Below are 15,777 nucleotides of genomic sequence, written 5' to 3'. Positions count from 1 at the left end.
TACAACTTGTTATGGTGGAGGTCGAGTACCTTCTATAGCTTTAAATAAACCACTTCCTTTTATTACACCATCTTCAAAGTCAAATTTTCCACCTATAGCTTTTATAGAACCTTCTCCATAAAATGAACCATTTACATTTCCAGTTATACTGTTAGAATTATGAGTTAAATCAGATGAAGAGAAACCTGATGAATTTACTACTCCATTATTTCCAATATCTATGCCATAAGTAATAGTTTGTTGAGAATTATTAGTATATATTAAGTTCATACTTCCTGTAAAAGAGCCACTTCCTCCACCAAAATCAAATGCAAAATCTACTTCACTTGAATTAAGTATTGAGTACTTATGTGTGCCATCATATATATTTCCATGTATAACGTTACCATAAAAATTTACTGTATCATTTAACCCATTAATTACGCTATCTACAATACTTTTTGCAGTTTTTGTTCCTGCAATCCATCCTCCACTATTTCCATTCTTTGACCATTCTCCCCATACTAAATAATTACTATCAGTAAGCTGATCATAAAAATAATCTTCATTACTTAGTGTTGCATTAGTAATATCATTATCAAAAATCTTCATTTTTAAAGAACTACTCGTTATAGAAGTTGAAGAGCTATCAAAATCATTCATTCCGATCTCACCATTTTTAAATGATTCAAAATCTTCATTACTATCGTAAATTATTGTATTTACATATCCTAGAGTACTAAAATTAGATAAAGTAGAATGCTCTTTTTTAATAGGAGAAGTAGTAGGAATATCTGGTTTTGGAGGATTACTAGGTGGAGCATCATCTATAACCTTCGGCGCTTCAGGAGGAGTATTGTCATTATTTCCTCCACCATCTTGTTGTTCTATATTATCTAAAGTATCTTGTTTTAAAGGTTCAGGAGGAGTTGGAGCTTCTCCTTGTGGAGTTCTAGTAAGCTCTTGTTTTTCAACGTTTACCGTAACTCCATTAGCAGTAACACTAATAGCTCCATCAGTACAAGCAATAATTCTTTGATTACCAATAATAGTAGTTCCCCTAATACCAATAGAAGCAGATTTTGTTTTCAGTTTAAATCTCTCTTTATTTATCTTTCCAATTTTCCCAGTAATAGATTTAAATGAACCTTTCATAAAACCTATGTCTGCTTTAGAATCATTTGGTTTAGTTTCATCATAGGCATAATCAAAGATATTTAAAGTTGAATTTTGTCCAATAGTAATAATAGTGTTATCATCAAGTGTAACTTGAGCTTTAGAAGCTTTAGCAGAGTTTATTACATCATTTTTTTCTAGCTTTTCTCCAAGCTTTGCTAAGATAGTATTAGAATCTCTAGAGATTTTAACATCACCAACTAAGGCTGTTATTTGTCCTACACTAGCAAATAAGAAATTTGTTAGAATAAAAAGTAATAATAGTATTTTTTTCATGTTAAATCCTTAGAATGTATAAATCAATGAAGATTTTATAACATGTTTTTTATAGTCAAAAGGCGCTTGATTTGATATATTGTTTGTAGCTGTTCCCTTTAGTGCAAATATTAAGTTTTTTCTTAATGGTCTTGTAATACCTAAAGCAAAAGTGTTTATCTTGTCAACTCTTCTTGATAAGAAGTTAACATCTGTGTCTGTATAAATTACTTTTTTACTACCAAGTGTTGTAGTTAGATTAAGTTTATATGGAAGAGCTAAACTATTTTCTAAGCTTAGTTCATATGTTTCTTTACTTACATCTGTTCTTTGTTCATATATTTCTAACTCTTTAATATATGAAGTATTTAAAGTAAAAAGTCCATAATTTTCTGTTTTATATTTTAAAGCATCAATAAAATTAAATGCATAGGCATTTTTTTCTTTATCTGTTTCTTGGTCAAAAAGTTTTTTACTTATTTTAAGAGTAATATCATTTAAAGTTGTTTGAGTAAAGATATGAGAATTTGAAAGGATTAGATTATAGCTTTTTAAATAAGCTTTGTCATTATATCTTACATAATCCATTCCTATTCCAGTACTATATTTATTTGCTCCCTTATAAAAAGTTGGAGTAGAAGAGAAAGATATAACATCAATATTACTATCTTTTTTTGTATCGTAATCTTGAGTATAAATGACAAGGTTATTATTTAAAGAGAACTCTTCATCATATTTGTAAACGTGGTTTATAATAGCAATCGCATCATAAGTATAATCAGACTCTTCTTTTGCACTATTTGATAAAGTCACTGTTCCTAATTGTGGTGTAAAGACTGAATAATCACCTGGTGTTGCAGAGTTATTTGCATTTGAATCATAGCTCAAATCAAATACTAAAGCCCCGTTTATAAAGTGTTTTTGCATAGTTCGTTTTATGTAAGCTAGTCTTGCTTCAATACTCTTTCTTACATCTGCTGGAGTATTTGCATTTACTAAAACAGTGTTAAAGTCTTTTATAGCTTGTGCATAGTTTTTTAGCATAAGATTACTTTGTGCTACTTCAACTTTAACTCGTGAATTATTTGGTTCAACAAAAAGAATTCTTTCATAATAACTGATAGCTAAATCATATTCACCTTGTTCATAAGCACTTCTTCCAAGATAAAAATTTAGAGTTTGATTTCCTAAATCACTCTTTGAAAGAGAATGAAATATCTCATAGGCATCTTTATAGTTCTTCTCTTTGAATAATTTAATTGCTTGATCATAAGAGGTAAATGTTTCATTTGCCAATAAAAGGCTTGTAATAATTGATGTTGAAAGTAATATTTTTTTAATCATTTAGTCCTCATTAGTTAGTAAAAGTGACTTATTATAGTTAATATTAGCTTTACTTATATTTATGATTTTTATCATAAATAATTAAAAAATAATTAAAATAATTAATTAGAACTTTTATGTAGTTAAATAATAGTAAAAATGATTTTTTCAAGATAAAATTAAGTATAATTAAGAAACTATTCAATTTATCAGGAATTAATATGGATTCACCCCAAAAGAAAACACCTACTGCAATGGATAAATTACTTTTATTAAAGAGTCGTATACCTTTTTTCTCAGGCTTAAGTAATCAAAATATTGTAGAGTTTATTGAAAATGTTAGGATAGTACAGTTTAAGCCAAATGAAATAATATTTGAAGAGGGTGGCATTTTAAATAAAGATATATATTACTTACTTTCGGGTAGTTTAGATATTTTAAAAAAAGATGAACATACTAATAGAGAAAAAAAAATAACAACTATTGAAAGACAAACTCTTTTTGGTGAGATGAGAGCAGTTACCAATAAACCAAGAAGTACTACAGTAAAAACATCAAATGATGGTGCTTTGGTTATTATCTTTAATCTAAAAGTAACTCAAGATTCAGGTAAAGCATTATTTTATAAAAATATAATAGATGAACTATCTAAAAAAATTGTTGCAATGAATGAGATGAGTTAAAACCCTATAAAATATCTTTTATAGAGTTCTTAATTATTACTGGTACAAAAAACATAGATACCACATAAGATATAAGTGTTCCCCCAATAAGTGCCACACCAAGTCCTCCAAAAACAGCATCAGTAGCTAAAAGTGAAGATGCAAAGACCATTGTTAGAACTGTTAAAATAATAGGTTTTGATCTAGTAGCTGTTGCTTGTGCTATGGCTTTATTTATTTCCATCTTCTCTTCAACTATTAATTGCTTTGAAAAATCTATGATAAGTGTTGAGTTTCTTGAGTTTATTCCTATAAGTCCAATAAATCCAATAAGTGAAGTTGCTGTTAAATAAAAGGTATCACTTGTAAATATATCCATAATAAAGTGTGCAAAAATAACTCCTATAATAGATATAAAACTTGATAATACTATTCCACCTGATAGAGAAAAACTTTTATAATAAATAACCATTAAGAAAAATATCAAAACAAGTGCAATGATAAATGCTCCACCTAAGTCTATAAAAGTATCAATAGTAACTTTTAATTCACCTTCCCATATAAGTTTAAATGTCTCATTTGTTTTTTTATCTTTAAACTCTAGATTTAGCATATTTGTTTTTGTAATTATATACTCATTGGCCAATGTCTCTATCATCTCATTTCTAGCATCAAGTAGAGGGTAGATTTGACTCTCTTTATTTGTCTCTGCAATTACATTAATCATTTTTTCTAAATTTTTTGAGGTAATTATTGGTTCTTGTAAGGTTTTTTCAATTTTTACAAACTCTGATATAGATACTAAATCACCTCTTTGATTTATTACTTTTAGTGTTGATAGTTTACTTTTTAGTTCATCTTTTGAACTTTTTTCTAAAAGCCTACTATCATCAAGTCTTAAAAATATAGGTATTTGGTTTTCTGCTTTAGCTTCATTTACATATCCTATTTCCATACCTTCAAAGGCAAGATAGAGTATGTTTTTCACTTGTGATAGACTAACACCACTTTTTATAACTTTTGTGGAGTCAAGAACTAAAGAGTATTTATAAAATGGTTTTGTAGCTAAGGTATCTATATCTACTAAAGTTTTTTGATTTTTTAATATTTTTTCAATTTTAAGTGCAAATTCACGTCTTGCATCAAAACTACTTCCCCCATAAATCTCTGCAACTATTGAAGCTAACACAGGAGGTCCTGCTGGAAGTTCTATGAATTTGATATTTGCATTATAAACAGAACACTGTTTTTGAATACCATCTCGTAAATTACTTACCAAATTATAAGAGTGAATATCTCTAAAAGAAGCTTTTTTAATATTTACCATTATTTCCGCTTGATTTTCTTGGTTTTTTAAGGCACTTCCTTTTACCATTCCTGCAAAATCAAGGGGCTGACCCTCTCCTAAAAATACAGATATTGAGGTTATTAGGTCTATATTTTTTAGTTCATTTATTATGCATGTTGTTACTTCTTTAGTTTGTGATTTTGAAGAGCCATCTTTTAAATCAACATATATAGAAAAAGTATCTGAATCTTTTCCTGGAAGCATTTTTGCTTTTACAATTTCAGTAGGAAAAGTAGCAATACTTATTAGAAATAAGATTAAAGTTATGAGATAAACTAATCGTGACTTTTTCTTATCTTCTAAGATATTATAAATAAATTCTTCTAAGTTAAATTTTTTCATCTACTATCCTACAAAAATTTCTTAACTAAATATGGTGTGAAAATATATGCTATAAACAAAGACATAAATAGTGATATTGGCACAAATACCGGAAGAGGGTGCATAAATTGACCCATCATACCACCTACGAAAAACATAGGTATAAAAGTCATGATAATGGCTATTGTTGCTATGTTTGTAGGATTTCCTATCTCATTTGTAGCTTCAATTGCTACTTGTTCCAAGGATTTGTTTTTGTTTTTTTGCATGCTTCTGTGTCTATGGATATTTTCTATTACAATTATGGCAGCATCAACTAACATACCTAGGGATACTAAAAGAGCAAATAGTGTTATACGATTGATAGTTTCATTTAAGATATAGCCTACAAAAAGTGTAAGAGCCAGAATCATAGGAACCATAATAGATACTATTATTGCTTCTTTTAGTCCTAGTGAAAACACAAGTAGGAAAAATATAATAACTATAGAAATAACTAAGTTCATAATAAGTGAATTTACAGCATTATTTGCTGTAAATCCATCATCTCTTGTAATAACATAGCCTATATGCTCTTTTTCTAGCTGATTTTTTATGTTATCTAAGTAGCTAAAAATATTTTCATTTATAGTAACTGAATTTGCACCTTTAAGTTTAGAAACAGATAAGGTTATTTGCTCTTTTAGCTCTAGATCTTTTGTATATATAAATGCCTCTTTTGTATTTTGAATATCATAGCTTCTTTTTATATTTGCAATACTACTTAAATAAATAGGTGAGCCATATTTAGAAGTAATAATTATATTTTTTAAATTATCAACATCTTCTATGGCACTTTTAATTCCAAATATTAAAAGCTTTCCTGAAGTTGTTCTTCCTTTGATGTCTGGTGTTTCATAGGATAGACCCTTAATAGCCTCTGTAACTTGCCCTAGAGATAAGCCATATGCACTTAATCTATTTGCATCAATTAGGATATTGTATTGCTCTTTTTTCTCACCTTTTAAGTCAACAAGCGCTACATTTTCTAAACTATTTATCTCTTTTGCTAGTTTATTTATTTTAGAAAAAAGTTCTGTTTGAGAGATGTTTTTATCTTTTGCATAAAAGGCAATAGTAGCTATTGGAATATCTGTATCTATATCCATAGTCTTTATAATAGGTTGCATAGCACCTTTTGGCATCAAATCCATATTTCTCATTACTTGGTCATAAAGTTTTAAGTTAGATTCCTCTTTATCTTCTCCTATTAAATATCTAACTTGTACAATTCCCACAGAATCTTTTGCATATGAATAGATATCTTCTACACCTTTTATCTCTTTTATTTTTTTTTCAAGTGGATCTATAATGACTTGTTGTATTTCATCTGCTTTGGCACCAGGCATAGCAACAATTACTGCTCCCCCTGATACTTTTATTTGAGGATTTTCTTCCCTTGGTGTAAACACTAAAGCAAAATACCCCAAAAGCAAAATAGCAATGCCTATAATCATCGTAAGAGGATGATTTATAAATGTTCTTGCTAAATTGCCAGCAATATTAGGCTTATCTAATTTAAACTCTTCATTCATAGTTGCTCTTTAATTGAAACTAAAACATTAGCATACATACCAGGAAGAATTTTTTCATTACTTTCAAATGAGATTTTAAGAGTAAAACTATGTGTCATAGGATTAGCACTTGGTATTATTGATATTATTTTTCCTTTTGTTTTATAATCCAAAGAGTCAATAAATACATCAACTTCATCATTTAGATTTATATATTTTAAATCTGCTTCATTTATCTGTGTAACTATTTTAAGATTTGACAAATCAGAGATAATAATTGCTGGTATCCCTGGCATTGCCATCTCACCCACTTTAATTGACTTTTTGATTATTAGTCCATCATTTGGAGCTTTTACTTTTAAGTATTTATATTGATTTTTTAGCTCTTTTAATTTTGAATTTGCTATTTTTAAAGAGTTTGAAATAGTGTTATATTTTAGTTCTAATTGCTCTAAATCAAACTTTGAAACTAAAGCCTTTTCATAGAGTCTTTTATATCTTTCATAATTTAGTTTGACATTGTCGTATTGATTTTTATGAATATCAATATTCAATAAGGCTTGTTCTTTTTTATTATCAATTTCAATAGAATCTATCTCATAAAGTAGGGCACCTTTTTTTACTTTATCCCCTTCGTTTACTTTTATACTTTTTATGTACCCCATATTTCTGCTTGATATTATCTTTTCATTGTCAGAAATAACAGAGGCACTTAAGTTTAACTCTCTAGCTTGAATTGATGTGATTATAAATATTGTTAAAAAAAGTACAAATTTGTTCATATTATTCCTTTAATGATTTACCTATTGATAGTTTTAATTTTGCTTTTGTAAATGTAAGTTCAAACTTAGACATAATAGTTTCTGCTCTTGCTTTTTGTAGTGAGGCTTGCTGTATTAAAAGGTCCGTCATTTTGATTAGTTTATTTTTATACATCTCTTCTGATTTTAGTAAAATATCTTCAGCTAAAGTTTGTGCTTTGATTTTTTCACTTAAAATCTCTTTTTGCGATAAGTAGTTTAAATAGTTCTCTTTTACTTCTAGTTTTATAGCATCTTTAAATTGCTCTTTTTGAAGCATAAGTTTGTTGTACTTGATTCTACTTTGTTCTATTTTAGCTTCCCTTGTCATATCAAATATTTTCATATTTAATCCAACAGTTGCCATATAAAAATCTTGTGTGTTGTTGAAGTCTTTAAGTTTATCATTGCTATATCCATACTCAATATGTGCACCAATTTTTGGAAAATAGTCTGACTGTTTTATTTTGATATCTTTTTTTAATGATTGAGAGTTTAAATCTATATATTTAAAATCTTCTCTTTTGTTTATTGCTTCTTCTTGTATGAGTTCTAAGTTTATTTCACTAACGTTAACATCTTCGAAATTTTTGACTTCATTAATTTCAACACCAATTAAAAAACTTAAATATGAGTGTGAAAGTAGAACTCTATTTTCTGCCTCTTTTAGTTTTGAGTTAGTATTCAAATCTTCAACTTGTGCCTGATTTAAATCTATTTTAGTAACTAAGCCCTCTTTATACATCTCATTTGCAAAGTTTACAAAAGATGCTGTTGCTTTTTTTGTTTTTTTTACTGCATTTACATACTCTTTTGAAGCTACACAGGCATTATATGCTCTTAAAAGTTCAAGTGTTAATAGTTTTTCATCATATTCATATTTAACTTTGTTTGCTTGGATTTGTAAGTTTGCTATATCTTTTGCATTTGATAACTCAAAACCAGAGAATAGGGGGATGTCATATGTAAGTTTTGTCTCATAGTTTTCTATTGATTTTGGATAGTTTAAATCATGGGGTGCAGTATTTAAAGAAGAAGCACCTGAGTATGAACCCAATCCAAAATCAGCAAAGGTAGCTTTTCTAGAAGCAAGTTTTGAACTAAAAACATACCCTGCATGATTTGTGTTCATATAAGTCTCTTTGAAATTTAATGCTCCATAATTATTTGCAGATATTTCATCTAATATGGCATGGGATTGTTTTATGTCTAGTTTTTTTGATTTTAATTCTTTATTATTTTTAAGTAGTAAATCTAATGCCTCATCAAAACTAATCTCTTTTGAAAAAGTACAAATAGAAGTGATAAGTAAAAGTATTAATATATTTTGCATTTACAACCTTATTTTAAAAGCTTATTATATAGGGATAATAATTAAAATAATGTAAAATTGTTTTATTAGTTTTTCTTATATCAATATGTGGGGTAAATATACCTTTAAAGACTTTGATATAGTGCTTTATAAAGAAAAACTAATAACTATAATTTTGTAAAAAATGGAATTATTATAATTCCATTTTATAATTAAAAATTTATTTAAAGGATTGTGCGAGATTTCCGATGATTAATTGCCAACCATCGATGATAATAAAGAAGATAACTTTGATAGGTAAGGATATCATTACAGGAGGTAACATCATCATACCTAAACTCATAAGAATAGAGGCTACAATAATATCAATAACTAAAAAAGGTAAAAATATTAAAAAGCCTATTTCAAAGGCAGTTCTTAGCTCACTCACAATAAAAGCTGGCATTAGAAGAGTAAGAGAAACATCATCTATATTTTTAGGATTTTCCTCTTTTTTAATACGGTAAAAAAGTGCGATATCTGACTCTCTTGTATTTTTTATCATAAACTCTTTAAAAGGTTTTATACTTTTTTGAAAGCCCTCTTCATATCCGATTTTTTCTTCCATATAAGGTTTAACACCCTCGTTATAAGCGACCCTTGCATATGGTTCCATAATAAAAATTGTTAAAATCAATGCTAGAGAAATAACTATCTGGTTTGGTGGGGCTTGTTGTAAACCCATTGCTTGTCTTAATAGTGATAATACTATTATAAGTCTTGTGAAGCTAGTTACCATAAGAAGTAGTGTAGGAGCAAGGGCTAATATAATAAGTATAATGGCTATATTAATTGTTTTTACAAATTGTGCAGGTTGATCAATAGCTGCAATGGAGAGGTTTATTACTGGTAAGTCATCAGCTGCAAAAAGTGAAATAGAAAATATAATAAGCGCTAATATGATTCTCAAATAGTATCCTTAAAAATTGTAAAAAAGAATGATAACTAAAAAAAGTTTAAACTCTAAAGATAATTTAGCAAAAGTATATTATAATCTATTAAATTATTTTAAAGATATTCTGTTTTTAATCACAATTAAAAGGAATGATTCATGCATAGTTATATAATGAAGTTTATTATTATTTTTTTATTATTTACACAATTTTTATTTTCAAAAAGTTTAGAAAAAATTATTCTTGATGAATATATTCGAGTTGGTGTAAAATTTGAATATAAACCTTTTGCTTTTATTAATGAAGAGGGAAAAATTGATGGTTTTGAAATAGACTTAATAAAAAGTATGATGGATAGACTTAATATAAGAGTAAAGTTTATTGAAGTTAGCTCTAAAAATAAAGAGAAAATGTTATTAGATGACAAAATTGATATTTTGTTGGCTGGTATGATTCCTCAAGAGAATCAAAATAGTGGTATGTCTTTTTCTAAACCATATTTTTTTGACGAACAAATTGTTTTAGTCAATAATAAAGAAAAGATAAACAGTTTTTCCGATTTAAAAGGTAAATATGTAGGAGCCATAAAAGGATCAACTCATTTGGAGAATTTTTTAAAAATTCAGCCAGATGTTACAAGTATATCATTTACTCAGTATCCTCAGTTAATTAGTGCCTTAACACACAATAATATTGATGCAGTAACTGCTGATTCTTCTTGGGCAAAAGCACAGATGAAATTGCATGATGGGAAGTTCAAGATTTTAGATGATGTAATTAGTACTAATAAGTATGCAATTGCTTTGAAATCTGATAATGTAGATTTAAAAAAGACAATTAATTCTTTATTTGAAAAGATATCAAATGATAAAACCTATGAAAATATATATAAAAAATGGTTTTAATAATAAAATAATTAATTTTTTAAGAAAAAAATGTATTTTATTTAGATAAGATTTAGTAAACACAAACTTAAGTAACTATTATAATAAAAGATATTTTTTTTTACCTAAGAATCCATACTAAATAAGGAGCTTGTATTGTCAGAAGAGGTGAAATTATCAGCAGATACAATGATTGTATCAGAGACTGATGCTAAAGGAATCATACAATATGCAAATTCAGATTTTTGTAAAATTGCTGGCTATTCAAAAGAGGAGTTGATAGGTAAACCTCATAATTATGTAAGACATCCAGATATGCCAAAGGCTGCATTTGAAGATCTATGGAAAACAATCCAATCAGGGAATATCTGGAATGGAATAGTAAAAAACAAGACAAAAGATGGTGGATATTATTGGGTAAATGCTACAGCATATCCTTCTAAAAATAGTAATGGTGTATTACGATATATTTCAGTAAGAGTAAAACCTACAGATAAAGAGATAGAAAATGCTATTTCTTTATATAAAACTTTAGATTAGAAGAGGATAGATAATATGTTTTTTAGTGACCCAAGTGAAAATAGAATAATAGAGACCCTTGATAATATCGAAAAGTTTATAGATGGTGACATAAATTCTCTTCCAAAGATAGATTTTAAAGGAAAAGGTTTTAATCAAAAAATAGTAGAAAAAATATCTTCAATAAATGATAAGCTAAGTACGAAAAATCAAGATGAGCTTATAATTTATGGTGAATTAATGTTGATTGCTGAAAAGTTATCTGATGGGTTTATTGAAGATAAAATTTATTGTACAAATACATCAAATAAAAAGTTAAACTATATTGCAAAAACAGTTAATAATCTTGTTGATAATTTAAATTCTATTATGGGCTCAGATACTCATAAAATTGTTCATGTACTTGATAAATATGCAAAATTAGATTTTAGAGATAAAATAGAGGGAGAAGATGCAAAATTAACAAATGCATTAAATAATGTTACTGATTTGATTTCTAATATACTTTTTGAAAATAAAACAAATGGTTTAACTTTAGATTATACTTCTGACCAATTACTTGAATATGTTGAAAAACTAAATCAAAGTTCAAATAGTGCTGCTGCAAGTTTAGAAGAGACTGCTGCTGCAATTGAAGAGATTACAGGTAATATCAGAAATAACACAGAAACAATTGCTAAAATGGCACAATTCTCTGCCAATGTTACAGATTCTGTTAAAGATGGAGAAAACTTAGCTAATCAAACAACAATTGCAATGGATGATATAAATACACAAGTTACTTCGATAAATGAAGCAATTACTGTAATTGACCAAATAGCATTTCAAACAAACATTTTATCACTTAATGCAGCAGTTGAAGCTGCTACTGCAGGAGAAGCTGGTAAAGGTTTTGCAGTTGTTGCTCAAGAAGTTAGAAATTTAGCTAACAGAAGTGCAGATGCGGCAAAAGAGATTAAAAACTTAGTTGAAAGTGCTACTGCAAAAGCAAACCATGGAAAAAATATTGCAGATGAGATGATAGAGGGATATAAGAAGCTAAATGAAAACGTTAATTATACTATAGAGTTTATTGGTGATATTGATTCTGCATCAAAAGAGCAACTTTTAGGGATTGAACAAATTAATGATGCCGTAAATGCTTTAGATAAACAAACTCAAGAAAATGCAAATATTGCATCTCAAACCCAAGATGCAGCAACACTAACTGATAAAATTTCTAAACAAGTTGTTGTAAATGCAAACCAAAAAGAGTTCATAGGTAAAAATGAAGCAAAAATAAGAATAGATTAAAATTAGGTTATTTAATATAACCTAACTCTATTAACTTATTATATATTTTTGTAACAGCTGGTCCTGCTGTACTTCCACCATGTCCACCATGCTCCACTAAAATAGTAACAGAGTATTGTGGATCTTCATATGGTCCATAAGTTGTTAACCAAGCATGTGATCTTTTTAAATACTCTAGTTCACTCTCCAATGCTCTTTTCTTAACATCTTGTTCTATTCTTACAACTTGTGCAGTACCTGTCTTAGCTGCAATTTTAATTCTTGAATCAATACCTCTTAAATGCCAATATGCAGTACCATTTTTATGGTTTGCAACATCATACATACCTCTTTGGATTAATTTTAAATTCTCATCATCTATATCTACTTCTTCAGGCTCTTTATATGCATCTTTATAAAAATGAGGAGTAGGAAGTTTTTTAGTTGCTAAAAATGCTGTATATCTAGCTATTTGAATTGGAGTTACTAAAACAGACCCTTGTCCTATAGATGAAATTAATGTTTCTCCTGTAAACCAAGGTCTATTATATCTTCTTCTTTTCCAAGCTTCATTCGGATTTATACCTATGAATTCATACATTTGGTCTATTCCAGTTTTTTGACCTAAGCCAAACTTTTTCATTGTTTCACTAATTTTATTTATACCAATTTTTTGACTTGCCTTATAAAAAAAATCATCACAACTCTCTCTTATAGCTTTTCTAAAGTCAACAGTACCATGACCATCTTCTTTCCAGCATCTAAATTTTCTATTTGCAAATTCATGGCTTCCTGTACAATTTACTTTGAAGTTTTTGTTTATACCATTTTCTAGAAATGCTAAGGCAACTCCCATTTTCCATACACTTCCTGGAGGATACATCCCATTTGTTATTTTATTTGTAAAAGGTTTATCAATATTATTTTGTAAATCATCCCACTCTTTATATGAGATACCATTTACAAAAACATTATTATCAAACTCAGGAAAAGAAGCAGCTGCTAATATTTCACCGTTTTTTACATCCATAACAACAATAGCACCTGCTTTTTCATTAAAAATATCATGAATATATTTTTCTAGTTCTATATCAATAGTTATTTTTATATTATTATTGATTTTAACTTCTTTTTCTTTTAGTACTTCAAGCTCTTTATTTAAGGCATTTACTTTTACTTCTTTATAGCCAAGCTCCCCTTGTAGGATATCGTTGTAATATTTTTCTAGACCATTTTTTCCAATGATTCCACTATATTTAGAGATATGATTATTTTCAATATCTCTTCTTGAAGCTTTTCCTACATATCCAAGTATATGTGCAGCTACTTTTTTATATGGATAGTTTCTTTTTACAGCTGATTCTACTTTTAAATTATCTAAAGAGTTAAATACAGTATATTTATCAAAAAACTTTTCATAAGGTATATACTCAATAATCTTTACAAAGTCATGTTTATATGGGGAGTCTAGCTTATTATATTTTTTAATCAATTTCTCTTTTTCAAAATCTGGAAAATGTAAGATTATAGTATTGATTAACTCATCTAAAATATGTCTATTTTTATATGATCTTAAATGTGGTTTTATACTTAAAGAAAAACCTAAATCATTAATTGCAAGGGCAATATCATTTCTATCTTTTATAATCCCCCTTGAAGGAGCTTGATAAACTTTTTTGATATAGTTTTGTTTTGAAAGTTCTTCATAGTAAGTATTAGATTTTATACTTAAGTAGTAGAGCCTATATACTAAAAGTAAACAAACAACACCAATAAGAATAAGAATTAAATTAAGCCGTTTTTTCATAAGAATAGTCCATAAATTAAGAAATCAATCACAATATTTAATATAATATATCTTATTAAACTAAAATTTAAATCATTTGAAAACACCCATATTAAAATAACACCAATATAAAAAGTCAGTATATAAATATAATTGTTTAAATTGTGTAATGATATAACTCTATTTAAGTTTGGTAAGATAAAAGTATAAATAAATAGTGATAAAAAAGTAAAAGTAAAAGGTAAAAAGCCACTATTGTACTCAATGAATAAAAATATTATTATCAAATAGACCATAGAGTAGTAATATTTGTATTTAATAGACTTTAAAAAGGCTAAAAAAATAACTCCTGCAATTAATATCGGGAAAAAATGTACAGAAGAGATGATATTTACAAATATTGTAAATACTCCCAAAAAGAATATAAAATAAGGGTTGTGTAGTAGTATATTTTTCATTAAGTTAGTAGTCTTATTATTTTTTTGCAGATTATATTATAAATAGTCTTATACTCGTATATCATTGTTTTGGATTATTTTTTGATAAGTCATAAATAAAGGCAAAAACTTGGGCAACAGCTTTATACATATTATTAGGAATTTGTTGGTTTATATCCAATTTTGTTAAGAGCTCAACTAAATCTTCATCTTTTTTTATAGGTATGTTGTTCTCTTTTGCTATTTTAATTATATTTGAAGCTAGTTCCCCACTACCTTTTGCCACCATTGTTGGAGCATTATCTTCATTCATTTTATATTTTAGTGCTGCTGCTTTTAATATTTTTTTATCATTATCCATGTTAAACCTTGATATTTACACCAAAATCAAAATTATCATTTTGAGTATAAATATTTTCTTTACTATCCTCTTTTAATGTATATACATTTAGTCCAATTACGCTTATAGCAGTACCATTTAATTCACGTTTTAAAGCAGTGGCCTTTTGTCTAATAAGTTGTTTTGTATCATCTTTTTCTACAAAAATAGAGATATCTAACTTATCATCTTCATATAAATAAAGATGCAGATTTATTTTTCCTAAATCTTTAAGGGTTAAATCAATCAAACAATAAAACTTCTCTTCATCAATTTTTTTTATATCAATAGAACCATCTTCAAGTAAGTCCCATAAAAAAGGGATATAAACATTATTTGATGAATTTGCTATTGAATATAGTTGATGATAATCTATTTGTGTTAAAAGTTTATCAACTTGTTTTAATGTCTCAGCTGGATCACTCTCTTTAGAGCTTAATGCTTTGAGTTCTTCTTGTGCTTGGCTACCAATTTGGGTTTTGATTTGAGTTTGTACTTTTGATAAAAGAGTTTTAATATCATTAAATATAGGAGAATCACTTCTTATTGCTTGCATATTTGGTTGAATTGCTGTTTTAACATCTTGAGTAACAGGAGCTTTTAGCGAGGACTCTTTTGCTTTTGAAGTATCAAGATTTTTAAGTTGGCTTAATAGTTTATCTATTTGTTTTAATGTTTCATTATTATTTATAGTCTCTTTTGTGAGAGTTTGTGTTTGATTTTCTGTTTTAAGGTCTACTCTCATTTGTAAAAGTTGAGATGTAGATTGTGTTTGAACTCTTTCTTGTGTAACTTGAGCATTATTTTGTGCCACTTCTGCTTTTTGTGGAGTTTGTGTT

Annotated in this window: 14 protein-coding genes; 4 read left to right on the top strand and 10 right to left on the bottom strand. The window is 27.6% G+C overall.

The genetic code is table 11. The annotated features are described in order from the left end of the window. Window positions 1-9 precede the first annotated feature (9 nt). The gene (locus Q0617_RS09920; protein ID WP_298753026.1) at window positions 10-1,431 is read right to left on the bottom strand and encodes a FecR family protein; all 1,422 of its coding nucleotides are present in this window, start codon (window positions 1,429-1,431) and stop codon (window positions 10-12) included. A 9-nt stretch (window positions 1,432-1,440) separates the two neighbouring features. Continuing rightward, window positions 1,441-2,754 (bottom strand): tetratricopeptide repeat protein, encoded by a 1,314-nt coding sequence (locus tag Q0617_RS09915; protein WP_298753025.1) that lies wholly within the window; start codon window positions 2,752-2,754, stop codon window positions 1,441-1,443. Window positions 2,755-2,954: 200 nt separating this feature from the next. Here Q0617_RS09915 and Q0617_RS09910 point away from each other — a divergent pair, with 200 nt between their 5' ends. Beyond that, window positions 2,955-3,416: a cyclic nucleotide-binding domain-containing protein gene (locus tag Q0617_RS09910; protein ID WP_298753023.1), complete on the top strand. Its 462-nt coding sequence runs from the start codon at window positions 2,955-2,957 to the stop codon at window positions 3,414-3,416. Between the two features lie 4 nt (window positions 3,417-3,420). On the opposite strand, the gene Q0617_RS09905 is transcribed toward Q0617_RS09910, so the two are convergent. The 5 genes from Q0617_RS09905 to fliP all read right to left on the bottom strand — a co-directional run bounded on the left by Q0617_RS09905 (window position 3,421) and on the right by fliP (window position 9,678). Then, window positions 3,421-5,085: an efflux RND transporter permease subunit gene (locus Q0617_RS09905; protein ID WP_298753022.1), complete on the bottom strand. Its 1,665-nt coding sequence runs from the start codon at window positions 5,083-5,085 to the stop codon at window positions 3,421-3,423. A gap of 8 nt (window positions 5,086-5,093) precedes the next feature. After that, window positions 5,094-6,638: an efflux RND transporter permease subunit gene (locus tag Q0617_RS09900; protein ID WP_298753021.1), complete on the bottom strand. Its 1,545-nt coding sequence runs from the start codon at window positions 6,636-6,638 to the stop codon at window positions 5,094-5,096. After that, a complete protein-coding gene (locus Q0617_RS09895; protein ID WP_298753019.1) occupies window positions 6,635-7,399 on the bottom strand; it encodes an efflux RND transporter periplasmic adaptor subunit in 765 nt (254 codons plus the stop codon). The genes Q0617_RS09900 and Q0617_RS09895 overlap by 4 nt, the downstream gene beginning before the upstream one ends. A 1-nt stretch (window position 7,400) precedes the next feature. Next, complete coding sequence (locus Q0617_RS09890) at window positions 7,401-8,750, bottom strand: TolC family protein (protein WP_298753017.1); 1,350 nt, start codon at window positions 8,748-8,750, stop codon at window positions 7,401-7,403. A 199-nt stretch (window positions 8,751-8,949) separates the two neighbouring features. Then, window positions 8,950-9,678 carry a flagellar type III secretion system pore protein FliP gene (gene fliP, locus Q0617_RS09885; protein ID WP_298753015.1) on the bottom strand — a complete coding sequence of 243 codons (729 nt, stop codon included), beginning with the start codon at window positions 9,676-9,678 and terminating at the stop codon, window positions 8,950-8,952. Window positions 9,679-9,819: 141 nt separating this feature from the next. On the opposite strand from fliP, the gene Q0617_RS09880 reads away from it, so the two are divergent. From Q0617_RS09880 to Q0617_RS09870, 3 genes are all read left to right on the top strand, one after another. After that, entirely contained in the window at window positions 9,820-10,566 is a 747-nt protein-coding gene (locus tag Q0617_RS09880; protein ID WP_298753014.1) for a transporter substrate-binding domain-containing protein, read from the top strand. A 135-nt stretch (window positions 10,567-10,701) separates the two neighbouring features. Further along, window positions 10,702-11,085 carry a PAS domain-containing protein gene (locus tag Q0617_RS09875; protein WP_298753013.1) on the top strand — a complete coding sequence of 128 codons (384 nt, stop codon included), beginning with the start codon at window positions 10,702-10,704 and terminating at the stop codon, window positions 11,083-11,085. Window positions 11,086-11,100: 15 nt separating this feature from the next. Continuing rightward, window positions 11,101-12,357, top strand: a complete 1,257-nt coding sequence (locus tag Q0617_RS09870; RefSeq protein ID WP_298753012.1) for a methyl-accepting chemotaxis protein — start codon at window positions 11,101-11,103, stop codon at window positions 12,355-12,357. Window positions 12,358-12,364: 7 nt separating this feature from the next. Here the strand turns inward: Q0617_RS09870 and mrdA are convergent, their stop codons facing one another. The 3 genes from mrdA to Q0617_RS09855 all read right to left on the bottom strand — a co-directional run. Continuing rightward, complete coding sequence (mrdA, locus tag Q0617_RS09865; RefSeq protein ID WP_298753011.1) at window positions 12,365-14,143, bottom strand: penicillin-binding protein 2; 1,779 nt, start codon at window positions 14,141-14,143, stop codon at window positions 12,365-12,367. Between the two features lie 498 nt (window positions 14,144-14,641). Then, complete coding sequence (locus Q0617_RS09860) at window positions 14,642-14,920, bottom strand: EscU/YscU/HrcU family type III secretion system export apparatus switch protein (RefSeq protein ID WP_298753010.1); 279 nt, start codon at window positions 14,918-14,920, stop codon at window positions 14,642-14,644. Between the two features lies 1 nt (window position 14,921). Continuing rightward, window positions 14,922-15,777: flagellar hook-length control protein FliK (locus Q0617_RS09855; RefSeq protein WP_298753009.1), on the bottom strand; the 856-nt coding region annotated here is incomplete at its 5' end.

Source organism: uncultured Arcobacter sp., from assembly GCF_937982575.1.
In the GTDB taxonomy this organism is placed as follows: domain Bacteria; phylum Campylobacterota; class Campylobacteria; order Campylobacterales; family Arcobacteraceae; genus Arcobacter.
The sequence above is the reverse complement of the archived record's forward strand: the minus strand, read 5'-3'. Positions and strand labels throughout refer to the sequence as shown.

Bases quoted from the DNA above. Each gene is read 5' to 3' on its own strand.
- Q0617_RS09920 (WP_298753026.1), bottom strand. From the start codon at position 1,431: ATGAAAAAAATACTATTATTACTTTTTATTCTAACAAATTTCTTATTT.
- Q0617_RS09915 (WP_298753025.1), bottom strand. From the start codon at position 2,754: ATGATTAAAAAAATATTACTTTCAACATCAATTATTACAAGCCTTTTA.
- Q0617_RS09910 (WP_298753023.1), top strand. From the start codon at position 2,955: ATGGATTCACCCCAAAAGAAAACACCTACTGCAATGGATAAATTACTT.
- Q0617_RS09905 (WP_298753022.1), bottom strand. From the start codon at position 5,085: ATGAAAAAATTTAACTTAGAAGAATTTATTTATAATATCTTAGAAGAT.
- Q0617_RS09900 (WP_298753021.1), bottom strand. From the start codon at position 6,638: ATGAATGAAGAGTTTAAATTAGATAAGCCTAATATTGCTGGCAATTTA.
- Q0617_RS09895 (WP_298753019.1), bottom strand. From the start codon at position 7,399: ATGAACAAATTTGTACTTTTTTTAACAATATTTATAATCACATCAATT.
- Q0617_RS09890 (WP_298753017.1), bottom strand. From the start codon at position 8,750: ATGCAAAATATATTAATACTTTTACTTATCACTTCTATTTGTACTTTT.
- Q0617_RS09880 (WP_298753014.1), top strand. From the start codon at position 9,820: ATGCATAGTTATATAATGAAGTTTATTATTATTTTTTTATTATTTACA.
- Q0617_RS09870 (WP_298753012.1), top strand. From the start codon at position 11,101: ATGTTTTTTAGTGACCCAAGTGAAAATAGAATAATAGAGACCCTTGAT.
- mrdA (WP_298753011.1), bottom strand. From the start codon at position 14,143: ATGAAAAAACGGCTTAATTTAATTCTTATTCTTATTGGTGTTGTTTGT.
- Q0617_RS09860 (WP_298753010.1), bottom strand. From the start codon at position 14,920: ATGGATAATGATAAAAAAATATTAAAAGCAGCAGCACTAAAATATAAA.